The sequence below is a fragment of the Tritonibacter scottomollicae genome (assembly GCF_003003215.1).
In the GTDB taxonomy this organism is placed as follows: Bacteria; Pseudomonadota; Alphaproteobacteria; order Rhodobacterales; family Rhodobacteraceae; genus Epibacterium; species Epibacterium scottomollicae.
This window is the reverse complement of sequence record NZ_PVUF01000002.1, coordinates 175871-192541: the sequence shown is the minus strand read 5'-3', so window position 1 is coordinate 192541 and position 16671 is coordinate 175871. Positions and strand designations below refer to the sequence as shown.

Sequence of the window (16671 nt, the reverse complement as noted above, 5' to 3'; positions counted from 1 at the left end):
GCAGTATCGGGTATGCCGAGCGGGGTGTAACCGTTCATGACGGCGATGCGGATTTGGACTTCCAGTGTTTGCTCGTCAATTCCGAGATGGATCTGGCGCAAGACTCGCCACTTGGAACCGCCATGCTTGCGCGTTTGTCGGGAAAACAGTCCCCCAGAGTGTATTCGGATCCTCCGCACTCCACTCGCCTTCGCCCTTAATCTTGATCCCAGTGCTATCGCTCAGCAGGTGCAGCGGCCCCTTGGAGCCGCGATACGGTACATTCACAGCGAGGGTCTTCTGACGGCGGGACAGCGTGCTGAAGTCTGGAACCGGCCAGCTCGGACCGATCAGACAAAGCAGGCTCTCGATGGAATCGGTCGTCTGCCGCAAGTCCATGCCAAACAGCACCTTCATCGTCAGGCAATTCTGAATGGCGGTATCGCTGTAGGTCTGCCGTCGGCCACACCTGCCAGTCGCCGTGGCATCCCAGATCATCGCAAGTCGAACCAAATCGTCAGAGAGCCAAGGCGCTTGAGCGCTTCATTGTAGGCTGACCGGTTTCTGGTCTTGCAGGTTGGGGGGGGTAGGTTCGCGCATGGAACCCAGCTAACATACTGGGTTCACGAGATGAATCTCTCACGAGATTTGTGCAACAGAGCCCCCGCAAACTCGTTTTACGAGACGTCCTGAAAAATGTGGCAGGTCAGGACCATCTCAGTTCATTCGGTCGCGTTGCAGCATGGGAGTCACGCCAAAAGTTGCCCGATAGACGCGGGAGAAATGGCCGGGACTTTCAAAACCGCAAGCCATAGCGACCTCCGTGATTGATGCTTCGCTTTGTAATAGCAGATGACGTGCCCGTTCCAGACGCATCTCCATGAAGTATTTCTTGGGCGAGGAGTTGAGGTATTTACCGAACAATCGCTCAAGCTGACGCGTGGAAATGCCCAAATCGCGAGCAATCACAGCAGGCGAAATCGGTGTCTCTAGATTGTCGTGCATGACTTGAATTGCTTTGGCGAGATGAGTGTTCCGCATACCGTTCCTGGACTGCAGTGACACGCGTTGCGCCGCCGTGGCATTGCGCACCGCATTATAGACCATCTGATCGGCCACTGCGACGGAGAGGTCATAACCATGGTCGCGTTCAATGAGATGAAGCATCAGGTCGGCAGTGGCGGTGCCGCCAGAGGCGGTCACATGTTTCTCGTCCGCAACAAAGACATTTCGGACCAAATTCACCTCTGGGAAGGTTTCCATGAAACTGTCGTGGAACTCCCAGTGGATCGCGGCCTGCATGCCTTCCAGAAACCCGGCACTTGCAAGGATATAGGCCCCGGAACACAACGCCCCTATGGGGGTGCCGACGGCGCGTTCACGCCGCAAGGCTGAAACAAGCCGAGTGGTGTCCTTTTCTTTCATATGGATGCCAGACAGAACAAACAGCCGATCGCACTCCGGAAGGGAAGAGAAATCGTGATGCACCATCGTCACGGAATCGTTTGATGCCCGCGCAGTCTCGCCATTCTCGGAAGCGAAGGACCAGCGGTAGAGCGGTCTCCGGGCGATCAGGTTTGCAATACGCAAGGGGTCCACAGCGCAAGACAGCGCCATATGTGTGAAGTCCTCGACGAGGGCAAAGACGAAATGTTGGGTTTCTGCCATGGCAGGCTCCAAAGCGGCAGGTGCCGCGCCACCCGAGAGGATCGCGCGGCGACACTGGGGCTGAAGTACTATTGCGCGGCGGCGCGGGCTGCGTCCAGCCAACCGTCATAGTCGGCCTGATGTGCTGCGATCCACTCGTCCACATGGCGGTCGATGTCGTCAGAGCTGTCCTCGCCATCTGCCATCAGCTTGTTCTGGGCGGAGATGTCATTCACATCGAGGCGCGCAACTTCAAACAACTTCGCCGCCGCGGGGTTCTCGGCCACGAAATCATCGGTGGTCAGCACATACATGCTGTCGACCGCAAATCCGAGGTTCTTGCCGTTAAAGGTGGTGTTCACCTCGACCCCGTCAGGCAGGGAGGTATGGGGGACTTCTAGCCACTCAACATCTTCGCCGGGAACCAATGCGCCGGACACCCAGTAGGGGGTCCAAGTGTAGTACAGGATCGCGTCGCCATTACCGTGACGTGCCATCGAGTCTGCGATGATCGCATTGTACGCGCCCTGGTTGTGAGACACAGTATCCAGCAGACCATATTCGCTCAGTTGATGCTCGATAATGCGCTCACAGCCCCAGCCTGGGACGCACCCTGCTAGGTCCGCCTTCCCATCGCCGTCGGCGTCAAACCTTGCGGCCACCTCTGCATCCGCAAGATCGCCGAGATTGGTGACACCCGCATCATAGCTGGCCTTGTCCACCAGATAGCCCTGCAACATGCCCTCAACGAAGGGGCCGACCTTTTCCAGCACGTCATCGCCGCCGGACTCGTTGAAGAACGCCTGATGGAGATTGCCCCAGTGGATCGGATAGAAATCGCCATCACCGGTGCCGACCGCGAGGTGGGCGGTCTGGATCTCGGTTTCCAGTGGCTCTGCCACCTCGTAGCCGAGGTCCTCAAGAGCGCGGAACAAGATGCGGGACTGGAAATACTCCTCTGCGATCAGGCCAATGACGGGGCGTACGGTGGTGCCTTCTCCCGGCATGTCCTGCGCAAAGGCCGCGGTACCGAGGATCGTGCTGGCGGCCAGGGCCGCGGTGAGGGTGGGTCTGAACATGGTTGTTATCTCCCTGTATGTGTTCAGGTTTCGGATTTCAGATCGCCGGTGGCGGTCTGATTGGGTTTGGACAGCAGACGCAGAACCGCGCCTATGGGGCCGCCCTGCCACCAGTGGCGGTGGCCGCGCTCGCGTCCCGACTGGCCCATGCCCTGGGTAATGCGGTCGAGCACGATGGCGAGGATCACAATGCCGAGCCCACCGACGATGGCCTTGCCCGCATCCAGTCGGCCCATGGCGCGCAGCACCTCGTTGCCGAGGCCCTTCACCGCGATCATCGAGGCAATCACCACCATCGACAGCGACAGCATGATGGTTTGGTTGACGCCCGCGAGGATCGTGGGGGTGGCAAGCGGCAGCTCGACCTTGAACAGCACTTGCGCAGGGCTAGCGCCAAAGGCGCGGGCCGCCTCCACCACCGATGGGTTCACGCCGCGAATGCCAAGCGAGGTGAGGCGGATTAGCGGTGGCAGTGAGAAAATGATGGTGACGATGACACCAGACACATTGCCGATCCCGATCAGCATCACCACCGGCACCAGATACACAAAGGCGGGGATCGTTTGCATGGTGTCGAGTATGGGGCGCATCACCGCCTCGAAGCGGTCGTTCTTACCTGAAAAAATGCCCAGCGGCAGACCGATCAGGAAACAAAGAATCACTGCCGAGACGACGATGGCAAGTGTCGTCATCGCCAGTTCCCAGGCGTTGGGGGCTAGGAACCCAAGAAATGTGAGGCTGGTCGCCACCAGAATGCCGACACGAGGCCCGGCCGCCTGCCAGGCGATCAGCGCCAGGATTAACAGCATCACCAGCGGAGGCATCGTGTTGAGCGCATTGTCGATGCCTACGATCATCTCGTTGAAAAAACGCTTGATCGGCTGGATCAGGTCGCGATTGGAAATCGCCCACTGCTTGATACCGTCAGTCTTGTCGGCGATGCCGAGGTCGACCGAGGAAAAGGGATCGAGGATGTTGAAAGCCGTCTCGTTTGCCATGGGTCTGCCCTTCCGTTACTGCGCCGCGCGGGCGATATCCTCGCCCGGGGTTTCGCCCTTGATGCCGCGCAGGAGCGCGTTCTTGGTGACAATCCCGAGGGGTTTGCCGTCGACCTTCACCACCACCGGATGCTGGGTCGCGATTGACAGGTCGACGAGATAATCGAGCGGCTGATCCGGGTGCGCCTCCGGCCAGTCAGAGAGATCAATCGGCCCGCGGCGTTGCTCAAAGGCGGCGATCGGTTCCATGATCTTGCCCGCGGAAATCAGTTCGAGCTTGGAGATGCCGGCAACAAAATCGGCCACATAGTCGTCGGCAGGATTGGTCACGATGTCCTCGGGCGTGCCGACCTGAACCAGCTGGCCGTCCTTCATGATGGCGATGCGGTCGCCGATGCGGATCGCCTCGTCGAGGTCATGGGTGATGAAGAGCGTGGTCTTTTTCATGTTTGCCGACAGAGACATGAACTTGTCCTGCAATTGGCGGCGGATCAGCGGATCAAGGGCGGAGAAGGGTTCGTCCATCAACAGGATCGAAGGATCGGCGGCGATGGCGCGCGCCAGGCCCACACGCTGCTGCATGCCGCCCGACAGCTCGTCGGGGTATTTCTGATCCCAGCCATTGAGATCCACGGCATCGATGGCGCGCAGGGCGGTTTCACGACGGGCGCGGGCGTCATGACTGCGCACCTCCTGGCTGAAAGAGACGTTTTCCAGCACCGTGCGATGCGGCATCAGCGCCATGTTCTGGAACACCATGCCGATTTTTTCGGCGCGCAGGCCCCGCAGATCGCGAGCCGAGAGGGCGTTGACGTCCTGTCCTTCGATGAACAATTGCCCCGATGTGGGCTCGATCAGCCGGTTGATATGGCGAATCAAGGTCGATTTTCCGGAGCCCGAAAGCCCCATAATGCAGAAGATCTCGCCCCGGGCGACGGTGAAGCTGGCATCCTGAACGCCCACCACGCAGCCAAAGGCGTCGCGCACTTCGAGTTTCCCAAGCCCCTGTTCGCGCACAGCTTTCATGGCCTCATCGGCCCGCTTTCCAAAGATCTTCCATAGATTGCGGCAGTCGATCACCGCGCTTTCCCCGCTTGGGTCCCTGTCTGTCATCACGTTTCTCCGTGTTCGCTATGGTGATAAACACAGCAGATTTTTTACTTGTACACAAATTGTATTTTGAATTAGGACAAAGCATAGGTTCTGATTGAACTCAGAGTCGCTTCGATGAATTCTGATGCGATACGAGACCTTCGGATGGAGAAGCCCGGTGAAAGACGCAGCCAAACAGCGCAAATCGACCCTCTACGACAGCTTGAAGCAGCAGGTCCTGACCTTGGAGTTGCGGCCCGGGGCGGATCTGGATGAGAGCGACCTGTCGGAACGTTTCGGCCTGTCGCGCACACCGCTGCGCGAGGTGCTGCGGCAATTGGCGGGCGAAGGCTACGTCGACCTGCGCGAGAACCGGGGCGCTCGGGTGACGGAGATGTCCTATACCACCTTGCGCGATTTCTTTCTGGCGGCACCGATGATCTATGGCGCTATCCTGCGACTGGCGGCGCAGCATGCAAAACCGGCCCAGATCGCTGAGTTGAAGGCCACGCAAGAGGACTTCCGCGCCGCGCTGCGCAGCGGTTCAAGCGCCGAGCGGGCGCTGGCCAACAACCGCTTCCACGAGATCACCGGCGACATGGCGACGAATGTCTACCTGTTGCCGTCGTTCAAGCGGTTGCTGATCGACCATGCCCGCATCGGCATGACCTTCTATCGGCCGCAGACCAATGAAATGGCGGAAAACCTCACCGAGGCCGCCGACCAGCACGACGCCATCATCGCCGCCATCGAGGCCGGGGATGAAAGCGCCGCCGCCAAACTGGCCGAGGACCACTGGAACCTGTCGCGCGGCCAGATTGAATTGTTCGTCATGCCAACGGCGCTGGATGTGCCGATGGGGACGTTTAGCCGAAACACATCAGCCTAGAGGACTTCGATGACCCCCATCTTTCAGTTTCAAGGGATCTATACCCCTGTTGTCACGCCCTATACGGGTGCGGGCGACGTCATTTGGGACGCTTTGGCGGACCAGATCGAATTCCTCGTCGAACAGGGCGTGCATGGACTGATTTCTGGGGGGTCGACCGGCGAAAACTATGCCCAGACGGTCGAAGAACGACTGGAGCTGGCGCGATTCACCAAGGAACGCCTAAACGGGCGGCTGCCGCTGGTGGTGGGCACCGGCGCGATGATGACACCGGATTCCATTGCGCTGGCCACGGGGGCCAAGGAGATCGGCGCTGACTCGATCCTGCTGGCAAGCCCGCCCTACTCGGTGCCGACGGACCGCGAAAATTCGCTGAATGCGTTGGCGATCGACAAGGCGGCGAACCTGCCGATCATGCTCTACAACTACCCCCACCGCACCGGCACCATGATGGGCGAAGAGTTCCTCGACCGCGTGGGCCGCAGCCGTAACTTCTGCGGCATCAAGGAAAGCTCTGGCGACATCAACCGGGTGCACCTCTTGGCGCGCGACTATCCGCATATTCAGCTGGGCTGCGGCATGGACGATCAGGCGCTGGAGTTCTTTGCCTGGGGCGCGCCGTTCTGGGTCTGCGGCGGGTCCAACTTCCTGCCGGCGGAACATGTGGCGCTCTATAATGCCTGCGTGATCGAAGGCAATTACACCAAAGGCCGGCGGATCATGTCGGCGATGATGCCCCTGATGCGGGTGCTGGAACAGGGTGGCAAGTTCATCCAGACGATCAAGCACGGCGTCACCCTCAACGGGATCGAGGCAGGCGCGATGCGGGCGCCGCTCACCGGGCTCAACAAGGACGACAAGCGTGCGCTGGAACAGGTTGTGCGCGTGCTGAAAACCACAATTGCCGACATCGTGGCCGAGGGTTAAGAACATGGATCTGCTGACACAAGACGAATACCGCGCCATCGCCGCGACCCTGAACCTGCCGACCGGCGCTTTCATCGACGGCACTTCACGTCCGGCGGCCTCGGGCAAAACCTTCACCACCACGAACCCGGCCACCGGCAAGACCCTTACCGAGGTTGCCGCCTGCGCGGCGGAGGACGTGAACTTTGCCGTCGAGAAGGCGCGCGAGGCCTTTGAGGATGGTCGCTGGTCGCGTCTGCATCCGTCCGAGCGCAAGGATGTGCTGATCCGGTTCTGCAAGCTTCTGACCCGGAATGCCCGCGAGCTGGCGGTGATGGAGAGCCTTGATAGCGGCAAGACCATCTTTGACTGCGAAACGGTGGATGTGCCGGAAACCATCCATTGTCTCAAATGGCACGCCGAGGCGATCGACAAGATCTACGATCAGGTCGCGCCTGCGTCCGACGATCATATCGCCATGGTGGTGCGCGAACCTATTGGCGTGGTCGGTCTGGTGCTGCCCTGGAACTTCCCCCTCCTGATGCTGGCGTGGAAGATTGGCCCGGCGCTGGCCGCGGGATGCTCGCTGGTGGTGAAACCGGCCAAGGAAACCACGCTGACGGCCCTGCGTGTCGCGGAACTGGCGCATGAGGCCGGCGTGCCGCGCGGTGTCTTCAACGTGGTGCCCGGTGGCGGCGCGGATGTGGGCGAGGTGATCGGTCGCCATATGGACATCGACATGGTGTCCTTCACCGGCTCCACCGTGACCGGCAAGCGGTTCCTCAGCTATTCCGCCGAGAGCAACGCCAAGGAGGTGGTGCTGGAGATGGGTGGTAAGAACCCCGCCATCGTCATGGACGACGCCGAGAACCTCGACCGGGTGGCGCAGCATCTGGTGCAGGGCGCGTTCTGGAACATGGGCGAGAATTGCTCGGCCTCATCACGGCTGATCGTGCATAAATCGGTCAAGGCAGAACTGTTGGACCGTATTGCCCATCACGCCAAGGCCTGGAACGTCGGCGATCCGCTTGACCCCAAAACCCGCATGGGCGCGCTGGTGTCCAAGGCGCATTTCGACAAGGTGTGCAGCTATCTGGAACAGGCCGATGACGTGGTGATCGGCGGCAAATCCCATGATGGCGCTTTTGTCGAGGCAACCGTGGTCAATGTCTCTGGCAATGACGCGGTGCTGGCCCAAGAAGAGATCTTTGGCCCGGTGCTGAGCGTGATCGAGGTTGCGGGCTTTGACGAGGCCATTCGCATCGCCAATGACACCGAATACGGGCTCTGCGCGTCAATCTTCACCGCCAATGCCAAACGCGCCATTCGCGGTGCGCGCAGCCTGCGGGCCGGGACTGTGACGGTGAACAGCTTTGGCGAGGGGGACATTTCCACGCCCTTTGGTGGCTACAAGCAGTCGGGGTTTGGCGGGCGCGACAACTCTGTGCACGCGCATGACCAATATACCCAGCTGAAAACCATCTGGATCGACCTTGCCGACGACGCGGATGAGGCGGTATCTTGACGGCCTATGCGGCCAAACGACTGCCGGTCCATGAGGGGCCGGCAGCTTGGAACAGTATCCTCGGCCCGCAGGCGGTCCCTCAGCTGCTGAACGAGGACACCACGGCAGATTTTGTCGTGGTGGGGGCAGGGTTTGCAGGGCTTTCCGCCGCGCGCAGGCTGACACAGCTGCACCCCGCCGCCCGTGTGGTGGTGCTGGAGGCGGGGCGGCTGGCCGAAGGGTCTGCCGGGCGCAACTCTGGCTTTATGATCGACCTGCCGCACGATCTGGCATCTGATGACTACGCAGGCGCTGGCGATGATCGCAAGATGATCGACCTTAACCGGCAGGCCATCGCCTTTGCCGGGGGCGCGGTGGATGAATATCAGATCAACCCAGACTATTTTGACCGCGCGGGCAAGGTAAATGGTGCGGCCAGCCCGGAGGCTGCGCGTCACAACGAGAGCTATGCGGCACATCTTGCTTCGCTCGGCGAGGCCAACGAGATACTGGATGCGCAAGCGATGCAGGAGTTGACCGGCTCTGCGCACTACATCAGCGGGCTTTATACGGCGGGCACGGTGATGTTGCAGCCCGCAGGCTATATTCGCGGCTTGGCGGCAGGCTTACAGCGGGCAGGCGTGCGGGTTTGCGAAAACTCACCCGTAACCGGGTTTGTCCGCAATGGGTCCGACTGGGTGGTCAAGACCAAGGTCGCGCAAGTGACCACGCCGCGTGTGATCCTGACGGTGAATGGCCATCTGGAGAGTTTTGGCTTTGAGAAGGGACGGCTGATGCAGCTTTTCCTCTATGCGGTGATGACGCCGGAGCTGGACGCCGATGCGCTTGCGCGGCTGGGGGGAGAGTCACGCTGGGGCATCACGCCTTCGGACCCGATGGGAACCACCATGCGCCGGATCGACAGCGGGCAGGGCGGCAACCGCATCGTGACCCGCACATGCGCCACCCTGTTGCCCAACACACGTCCCTCTGCGCGAGAGTTGACCCGTGCCGCGCGGGTGATGCAGCGCAAATTTGATCAGCGTTTTCCACAGCTTGCGGGTATGAAAATGCAGCATGCCTGGGCAGGGCACCTCTGCCTCAGTCTCAACGGAGTAAGCGTGACACGGCAGCTGGAGGAGGGCGTGTTTTCTGGCTGTGTGCAGAATGGGCTTGGCACGGCACGCGGCACCCTCACCGGTATTGCAGCGGCGGAACTGGCGGCGGGTGAGAGCAGCGAAATCTCACACCATTTCAGCGCCGAGGCACGCCCGAAGCTGCTGCCACCGCAGCCATTCCAGCAGATCGGCGCAAATGCGGTGCTGCGCTGGAAGGAATGGCGCGCCCGCGCGGAATGACCTCCTCGTCTTGTTACCTCGCTTCGAGCGGTCGCACTGCGGCCGCTCTTTTTTGCTGACAGACGCAAAAAAGCCCGCCCCTTGTGTCAAAGGGCGGGCAAGGTACTCCGGAGAGAGGAGTTAGTACGTCTGGTTCAATTCGTCGGCCGCCGGGATCTCCCGCTCGCGTCGCGCGATATAAGCGAGGAGCTCCTCGTTCTTGGCCTCATCGAGTTTGGGTTCCTGATATTCCGACAGCAGTTTTTTGGCGCGGGTGAGCGCCCGTTCAGTGATCTCAACACCGCCCTCTGCCTGCCATTGCTCGATTGAGTTGTTGTCGAACATCTCCGGCATGAAGAAGGCGCTTTGGAAATTCTCCTGCGTGTGCGGATGGCCGAGGTAGTGACCGCCGGGGCCGACATCCGGCACCGCTGCAACCGCCTGATCGAAATCATCCCAGCGCGGCCCCGACGCCATGCGGTGCCCCATGGCGCATTGCTCCGCATCGACGATGAATTTCGCCACCGAGCAATGCATCCCCGCCTCGTTCCAGCCCGCAGAGTGCCAGATGTAGTTGGCGCCCGAATGCAGCACCGCCGAGAGGGTCGTGGCGCTCTCATAACCGGCCTGCGCGTCAAAGGTCTTAGCGCCGCCGAGCGTGTTTGAGGTTCGCCACGGCACCCCGTAGTAGCGCGCCATCTGGCCGATCATGAAGTTCATCAGCGAGATTTCCGGTGTGCCCGCCATCGGCGCGCCGGACTTCATGCTGACGGTCGACAGGTAATGCCCATAGATCGCGGGCGCGCCTTTGCGGATCACCTGCGTATAGGCCAGCGCCGAAAGCGCTTCGGCGTTGAGCTGCGCCACAGCCGCGGGGACCGAGGCGGGCGTATTGGCGCCGCCCAGCACGAAGGGCGAACACAGCACCGGCTGCTTGCGCTTGCAGAAGGCCCGCATTGCGCCCAGCATGGTTTCATCCCACACCAATGGCGAATTGCCGTTGCAATTGCCGGTGGTGACCGGGTGCTCTTCCAGGAAGTCCTCGCCAAAGAGGATCGCGCACATCTCCATCACGTCTTCGGCGTTCTTCGGGCTGGTGGTCATGCCCATGAACATCTTGTCGGAGTGCTTCATCGACGAATAGGTGATCTGGAGGTGCCGCTGACTGATCGGATGATCATAGGGTTCCACGATGTGATGCGCCGAGGAATGCAACCCGGGCAGCATGTGGCTGAGCTTGTGGAACATCGCCAGATCGTCGAGCGTCGGGTTGCGGCGCACATCTTCGAGGTCGCGCAGGAAGGGCGCGCCAGTCATGGGAACAAAGACCGAATGCTTGCCGCCAAGACGCAGGTTATTGGCCGGGTTGCGGGCGTGGTAGGTGAACTCCGACGGGATTGAGGCGATCAACTCGCGCACGAGACCCCGATCAAGGTAAACCATCTCGCCTTCGACCTTGGCACCGACCCGTTTCCAATCGGCCAACGCAATGTCGTCTCGAAACTGCACGCCAACGTTTTCGAGGATGTCCATCGACGCCGCGTCGATCTTTTCGACCTGCGCGCCATCCATCACCTCGCACCATGGAATGGCGCGGGTCAGCCCCGGCAGCATGGTGAAATCGCTTGCGGTGCGCAGGCTGCGGCGGGCGGAACGGCCACCAGAGCGGCTACGGGAGCGGGGCAGGGTTTCGGTCATGTTGGCGTCTCCTTTGACGTCAGTCTTTCAACCCCATTCCCGATGCGCCTGTAGAATTCCGATATATGTTTGCAGTAAACGACCTCTGCTGCTCGGCACCCATTCTTGCCCCCCTATCGGTGTTCAAAAATGCCCCCTTGGTGCGCTCCTGTAGGTCGATCACCGCGATTGCACGGCTAGAGATCTTTTTCGCCTTTCTGGGTCTCGAATGTCTCGACCTCAAGCTGGCCTGCGCCCACATGGCTTTCGCCATTGGCGCGATCAAGCCTGAAGTCGCAGTGCCACTGGCAGGCTGGCTGCGAGAACGTCATGGCAAGGGGACGGTGCTGGCCTCCGTCTGTGGCGGTGCCTTCTTGTTGGCCGAGACGGGCCTGTTGAGCGGGCGCAGCCACCACGCACTGAATCTATGCCGAACATTTTCGCGAGCGGTTTCCCGATGTGGCGCTGGACACAGATCGGGTGCTCATCGACAGAGGCAACATCAACTCGGCAGGCGGGTTGATGTCCTGAAGCGACCCCGGTCTCAAGCTGGTCGGCCGGTTTCTGGTGCCGATCGTCATGGCGCAGACCGCCCGGTTGATGCTCGTCGACCCGCCGGGGCGTGAGCACCGGAAGCGATACAAAGGCTGAACTGGTTCACGTCCCAGAGGCAGCCCTAACACGCAACGATCCCCCCCGTGCATTGGTGCCTGACAAACGAATTGACCCGCCCTCCCCTGAGCGCAGTCCGTAGATATACCCTTCGAGCACCGAAATTTAGCCTTTACCCGCCGTTAGGGCGACTGAGGTAGAAAGGCGTTAACTAAATCGGGATGCCGATTGGCAAACAATAGGAGTTCAAGATGAAAACCGGCCTGAAGCTTGTAACATTTCTATGTGGCCTTTCAATGGCTGCAGCGGCGGTCGCGGAGTCTGTTTCAATTCGTGCTGATACTTGGTGCCCTTACAATTGTGAGCCTGGATCTGACAAACCGGGTTATATGATCGAACTTCTGGAAGCCGCGCTCGAGCCCCACGGCCACAGTATTGACTATCAGAACATGAACTGGGTTCGCAGCATTGCAATGGCGAAGACTGGTCAGATCACCGGTGTCGTCGGCGCATCGGAAGAAGAGGTGCCGGGCTTCCGCCTTAGTCCAGCGCTTGGCGTTTGGGATTTGGCCATTGCAGTGCGCAAAGGTGAAGCTGTGGATATGACGTCGGACACCCCTTTTCGCGGGCGTACCATTGGCGCCATCCGTGGGTATGAATATGGCGGCATTATCACGGCCTATATCGAGGAACACACGGCGGACAATACCATAGTTCAACTGGTTGGCGGTGAAACGCCGTTGGAAAGCAATCTGCGAAAGCTGGCTTCAGGTCGCGTAGATATGGTCCCTGATGACGCAGCGGTATTGCGATACACGATCGCGAGCCTTGGCCTTCAGGACGAATTCGAGCTGATCTCAGTAGATGAGCCCTCTTCACTCTATGCGGCGTTCTCTCCCGAGTTGGAGATTTCTGTTTCTTTGGCAGCCCATTTGGAGACCGCAGTTTCCGAAATGCGAGCAGATGGACGCCTTGCCTCAATCCTTGCCAAATACGGCTTGGAAGATTGGAAGTAAGACAAAACGAGGCAGTATTGGACTGAAAGGTTGGGTTGGTTTGTCTCTGGTTGGCAAACCTTTGGTCACCTAACAGCCTTTACTGTCTTGACCAGTGGCATTCGGCGCAGCTTTGCCCTGCCGGACTGAGCGAGAGCCTTGAAACTCCAACTTTGCAAAGCTCTTTGCGTCTGGCTGGCATTAGACAACACGTATTTGGTGCCAGCCAGCTCAGACGCTTTGCCGAATGTATTGATCGGCCGCGCGCAGTGGTCGTCGCGCGCGGCCTGAAAACGCTTTACTTGGGCAACTTATCAGGGTTGTCCGGATCATCCTTGGTCGGGTTTTCAGACCCCACGTCAGCTGTCCCGTTCGTAACGTCCAAAAGGTCCGGATCGACGATGGCCAGCGCACCGGTGGTGTGTTCCTGTCGCGCTGACAGGAGTGGCAGCATGGCAGCGCCGGTCGCGGAGCTGTATTCATGCGCATCGGGTCGTATCCAGGTCAGCGTATCAAAGCTGGCACAGTTTTCGCAGGTAGGCGCCCATTCAGCGTGGATATGATTACAGCTCTCACAGACCCATTGCGGGCCGCGTGGCGCTGACAGCGCTTTGGTAAGCCACCCTTGCACCATCACATCCGGGCCACCTTCCCCTTTCTCGATCGCCGCCATCAACGTCAGAGCACGGGCATCCGGGGCGCGATCCACCAGATCGCCCAATGCCCGACGCGCCTCGGGAAAGTCCTCGGCCACAATCAACAGTTCCGCCTTCACCAGCCGGGTTTCGTCGTGGTCGGGCTTCAGGCGCAGAAGCTGTTCGAAGCGTTTCACGCGCTCCTGTGCCGTCTCATCAGGCGCAATTTCGGCAAAGGCATGGGCAAGATCCGGATGGGGCTGTGCCTCCCAGGCCTTCTTGAGAATACGCACTGCATAGCGCGGCTTGCCCTTGGCGATGTAGCTACGTGCGGCCAACGCGGCGGCGGGCACGAGATCTGGCGACAGGCGGTTGGCCTCGATCGCCTGCTCCTGCTGCTCCGGCGTCGCCTCTTCAGCCAACAATGCCTTGGACGACGACAACGCCAACACTGCATCGCGGCGCTTGAACACTTCGCGCGGCAGAGTTCCGGTCTTGAGCTTGGTGGCGAGGGTTTGACGTGCACCCGCCCAATCCTCGGCCTGAGCTTGCAGTTTCAACAGCGTGTCTTGCACTTCTTCATGCTTCGGCCGCAAGGCGAGCGCCTTTTCTGCCAATTGCCGGGCCGTCTCTGTATCGCCCTCGGACAGTTTCTGTTTCATGATCCCACGCACCCCCACAAAGCGGGTGGATTGATCGGACAACAAGCGTTTGTAGGCCTCAGACGCCTTGCGCGTATCTCCGGCCAATTCCGCGGCCTGCGCTACCACAAGGTTGGTCAATGCGGGATCCTGCAGATAACGTTCGGCCCGCTCAGCCTTGGACAATGCAGCGCGCCCTTCGCCAACGGCCAGCGCCATCAAGCTGTCAGCCAGCGCTTGATACCCGCGCCGTTCGCGTCCCTTGTCGAAGAATCGTGACAGCGAGGTTTCATCACCGTTCAGAAACCGCAACGTGGCCAGCAAGAGAGACAGCAGCTTGAAGAACAGCCACGTCAGAACCATCAGCACCAACAGCGCAATGACGGATTGCAGCGCGCCGAGCGTATACTCAGTCCCGGCAAGGGTAATTTGTACGCCACCGGCAGTTTCCAAAAGAACGCCCGCGCCGAAGGCCAGCAGCGCAACGATCGCGACGAATACGAGAATCTTCAACAATGACCAGAGCATGGCGACGTCCTTAGTTGGCGTTCAGGCTTTGCGAGAGCGTGTCGGTGGCAGCTTCTGCTTCCAGACGCGTGCGGGCTGCGCTTTGCCAATCGGCAAGCTCCGCCTGTGCACTTTCAGGAAGGGCTGAAATCTCGTCCAGTGCTGCGGCGATATCACCGCTATCTGCTGCAGCTCCAGCACGGGACAGGATGGCATCTGGATCATCCCCTTCACGCGGCGCAACCGAGCGCGCACCAAGGTGGCGATTGACGTAGGCCATAATCCCGCCAGACCCTCTGGTTTCCTCACGCGCTGCGGCCAGGGTCGCTCGCGCCGCAGGTGCGAACCCGTCTTGCAGCCCGGACAATGTCGCAACACCGGTATCAGCCGCGCTCTTGATCTCGTCCGGCACTGTGATCTGCAGACGTGTCAACTCCTCGACGAGATCACTATAGCTCACTCCTGAATCCAACGCGGAGCGCAGGCGCGACACCACGGATTGTGCCGCGGCGATACGTGCGGCTTCTGCGCTAACGCGCTCCATCTCCTGGGCCTCGGCGACCATGCGTTCAACGTCCGCTTGCTGCTCTGTCAAACTGTCGCGCACCCGCTGAAGCTCCGCCTCAAACGCAGCAACAGCCTCGGACGAGGCGCCTTCTGTGATCGGGCGCGCCTCCAGAGCGTCCACACGCTGCACGAGGGACCGAAGTGTTTGTTCCAGTTCCGCGCCGACGGGGTCATTCTCCTGATCAGTGGCGGCGCTCTCCATCTCGGTTTCAACCGCCGCAATCCGGTCTAGGAGCGGTTGCAGATCAGGTACGTTGATCTCGGCGACAGTACTGCGCAGGCGTGCCAGTTCAGAGTCCAGCTCAGCCTGAGCCGATTTGAGCGGTTCAACATCAACCGATGCATCCCGCATGGACGGCGGCAAGAAGTCGTCCAGCACGTCCCCCTTGCCGGCAATAAAACCAACGACTGCCGCGACAACGCCGCCCAAGAGGGCCGCACCAAATCCACCACGTTTTTCCACGATACGCTCTTGTGCCTGCGTCGCAGACGCAACCTCATTCTCTGCAGAGGCGGTCTCGGTCTCGGTCTCGGTCTCGGTCTCGGTCTCGGTCTCGGTCTCGGTCTCGGTCTCGGTCTCGGTCTCGGTCTCGGTCTCGGTCTCGGTCTCGGTCTCGGTCTCGGTCTCGGTCTCGGTCTCGGTCTCGGTCTCGGTCTCGGTCTCGGTCTCGGAAAGAGGAACTTCGGTTTCAGCAAAGTCGTCAAGCTCTTCCGTGGCAAGACGCTCCTCGATCTCTTCTGCGCCAACGTCGGGAGTTACGGTGTCCTGATGAACGTCAGCCCGTGACGTTTCTGGATCCGGTTTCACCGTGTCGCCGGATTTCTTGTCTTCAGCCACAGTGGCCTCCCCCCGATTCCCCAAACATGCTCAATACGATACGCACCGACCCTATTCCTTGGGTGCGTCTGTCTCAACCCAAAGCACCGACTGTGCGACATCGCGCAGCAAATCCGCCATTGCTTCAGCCGTAGGTGCTTTACTTACTTTTAGCGCACCACTTTGCAAGCGCGGCATGGCCTGCGCCACAGCGTCACTCATCGCAATCAGTGTTAAATGCGCGGTTTTCGGACATAAGCTTGCAAAATGTGCGGCGGTACGTGGTGAGAAAAGCGGTACGATCAGGGGGATTTGCGCCCCCAGTGCCTGTTCTGCCTCGGCGCTGAGAGGTTGCAGATCCTGACGATAGATCACCTGCCCTCTGCAAGAGAGCCCACCCTCTGCCAAACGGTCTGCCACGGCCCCACGGGTGTATTCTCCGTGCAGATGCAACAGGGTTCCTGACGGCCGGGCTGCAAGCAAACTCGCAACCAGTGCATCCGCGGTTTCTCCGCAAAAACGCGCATCCCAACCAGCTGATAATGCAGCTTCTGTCGTGCGCTGACCCACACAATAGGCGACTTGACGCTCGGCCACGCGCTCTGACGCCACGCGCACGCCCGCACCGGAGGTGAAAACAACCGCTGTCGTATCGTCAAGTTTCAACGTCGACGGCAATGCGGTGATTTCCATCAGTGGGGAATGTATAACGCGCAGATCCAACAACAGATCCGCAGGCAGAAGATCAAGAAACCGCTGAGCCGCGTCGCGCGGTCGCGTCATCAACAG

Annotated in this window: 14 protein-coding genes and 1 pseudogene; 5 read left to right on the top strand and 10 right to left on the bottom strand. The window is 60.2% G+C overall.

All coding sequences use genetic code 11. The features are described from left to right. Positions 1-53 precede the first annotated feature (53 nt). From CLV89_RS04830 to CLV89_RS04810, 5 genes and pseudogenes are all read right to left on the bottom strand, one after another. Positions 54-563 (bottom strand): annotated as a pseudogene (locus CLV89_RS04830) (transposase); the annotation flags it as partial. A 133-nt stretch (positions 564-696) separates the two neighbouring features. Next, positions 697-1647, bottom strand: a complete 951-nt coding sequence (locus CLV89_RS04825; RefSeq protein ID WP_106162508.1) for a GlxA family transcriptional regulator — start codon at positions 1645-1647, stop codon at positions 697-699. A gap of 68 nt (positions 1648-1715) precedes the next feature. Beyond that, entirely contained in the window at positions 1716-2705 is a 990-nt protein-coding gene (gene proX / locus CLV89_RS04820) for a glycine betaine/L-proline ABC transporter substrate-binding protein ProX (RefSeq protein ID WP_106162507.1), read from the bottom strand. A gap of 23 nt (positions 2706-2728) precedes the next feature. After that, positions 2729-3703 carry an ABC transporter permease gene (locus CLV89_RS04815; RefSeq protein WP_106162506.1) on the bottom strand — a complete coding sequence of 325 codons (975 nt, stop codon included), beginning with the start codon at positions 3701-3703 and terminating at the stop codon, positions 2729-2731. A gap of 15 nt (positions 3704-3718) precedes the next feature. Continuing rightward, entirely contained in the window at positions 3719-4816 is a 1098-nt protein-coding gene (locus tag CLV89_RS04810) for a quaternary amine ABC transporter ATP-binding protein (protein WP_106162505.1), read from the bottom strand. Positions 4817-4973: 157 nt separating this feature from the next. Here CLV89_RS04810 and CLV89_RS04805 point away from each other — a divergent pair, with 157 nt between their 5' ends. From CLV89_RS04805 to CLV89_RS04790, 4 genes are read left to right on the top strand one after another with little or no spacing between them, the layout of a single operon-like run. Beyond that, on the top strand, positions 4974-5684 hold the full coding sequence (locus tag CLV89_RS04805) for a GntR family transcriptional regulator (RefSeq protein ID WP_243394932.1): 711 nt from the start codon (positions 4974-4976) through the stop codon (positions 5682-5684). A 9-nt stretch (positions 5685-5693) separates the two neighbouring features. After that, positions 5694-6611 carry a dihydrodipicolinate synthase family protein gene (locus tag CLV89_RS04800; protein WP_106162503.1) on the top strand — a complete coding sequence of 306 codons (918 nt, stop codon included), beginning with the start codon at positions 5694-5696 and terminating at the stop codon, positions 6609-6611. Between the two features lie 4 nt (positions 6612-6615). Continuing rightward, the gene (locus CLV89_RS04795; protein WP_106162502.1) at positions 6616-8115 is read left to right on the top strand and encodes an aldehyde dehydrogenase; all 1500 of its coding nucleotides are present in this window, start codon (positions 6616-6618) and stop codon (positions 8113-8115) included. Then, positions 8112-9452, top strand: coding sequence for an NAD(P)/FAD-dependent oxidoreductase (locus CLV89_RS04790; protein WP_106162501.1), 1341 nt, complete (start codon positions 8112-8114; stop codon positions 9450-9452). Before CLV89_RS04795 ends, CLV89_RS04790 begins: the two co-directional genes overlap by 4 nt. Before the next feature lie 120 nt (positions 9453-9572). Here the strand turns inward: CLV89_RS04790 and CLV89_RS04785 are convergent, their stop codons facing one another. Both CLV89_RS04785 and CLV89_RS22565 read right to left on the bottom strand, forming a co-directional pair. After that, on the bottom strand, positions 9573-11129 hold the full coding sequence (locus tag CLV89_RS04785; RefSeq protein ID WP_106162500.1) for a trimethylamine methyltransferase family protein: 1557 nt from the start codon (positions 11127-11129) through the stop codon (positions 9573-9575). Positions 11130-11305: 176 nt separating this feature from the next. After that, the gene (locus CLV89_RS22565) at positions 11306-11524 is read right to left on the bottom strand and encodes a hypothetical protein (protein ID WP_207796884.1); all 219 of its coding nucleotides are present in this window, start codon (positions 11522-11524) and stop codon (positions 11306-11308) included. Positions 11525-11971: 447 nt separating this feature from the next. Between CLV89_RS22565 and CLV89_RS04775 the strand changes: the two genes are divergently transcribed. Beyond that, positions 11972-12736, top strand: coding sequence for a substrate-binding periplasmic protein (locus CLV89_RS04775; protein WP_106162499.1), 765 nt, complete (start codon positions 11972-11974; stop codon positions 12734-12736). A gap of 277 nt (positions 12737-13013) precedes the next feature. Here CLV89_RS04775 and CLV89_RS04770 read toward each other — a convergent pair whose 3' ends face one another. Genes CLV89_RS04770 through CLV89_RS04755 form a run of 3 tightly spaced genes read right to left on the bottom strand, consistent with a single transcriptional unit; the run spans position 13014 to position 16665 of the window. Next, positions 13014-14519, bottom strand: a complete 1506-nt coding sequence (locus CLV89_RS04770) for a heme biosynthesis protein HemY (protein ID WP_106162498.1) — start codon at positions 14517-14519, stop codon at positions 13014-13016. A 10-nt stretch (positions 14520-14529) separates the two neighbouring features. Further along, positions 14530-15903: a COG4223 family protein gene (locus tag CLV89_RS04765; protein WP_207796883.1), complete on the bottom strand. Its 1374-nt coding sequence runs from the start codon at positions 15901-15903 to the stop codon at positions 14530-14532. Between the two features lie 51 nt (positions 15904-15954). Then, positions 15955-16665: a uroporphyrinogen-III synthase gene (locus CLV89_RS04755; RefSeq protein WP_106162720.1), complete on the bottom strand. Its 711-nt coding sequence runs from the start codon at positions 16663-16665 to the stop codon at positions 15955-15957. Positions 16666-16671 lie beyond the last annotated feature (6 nt).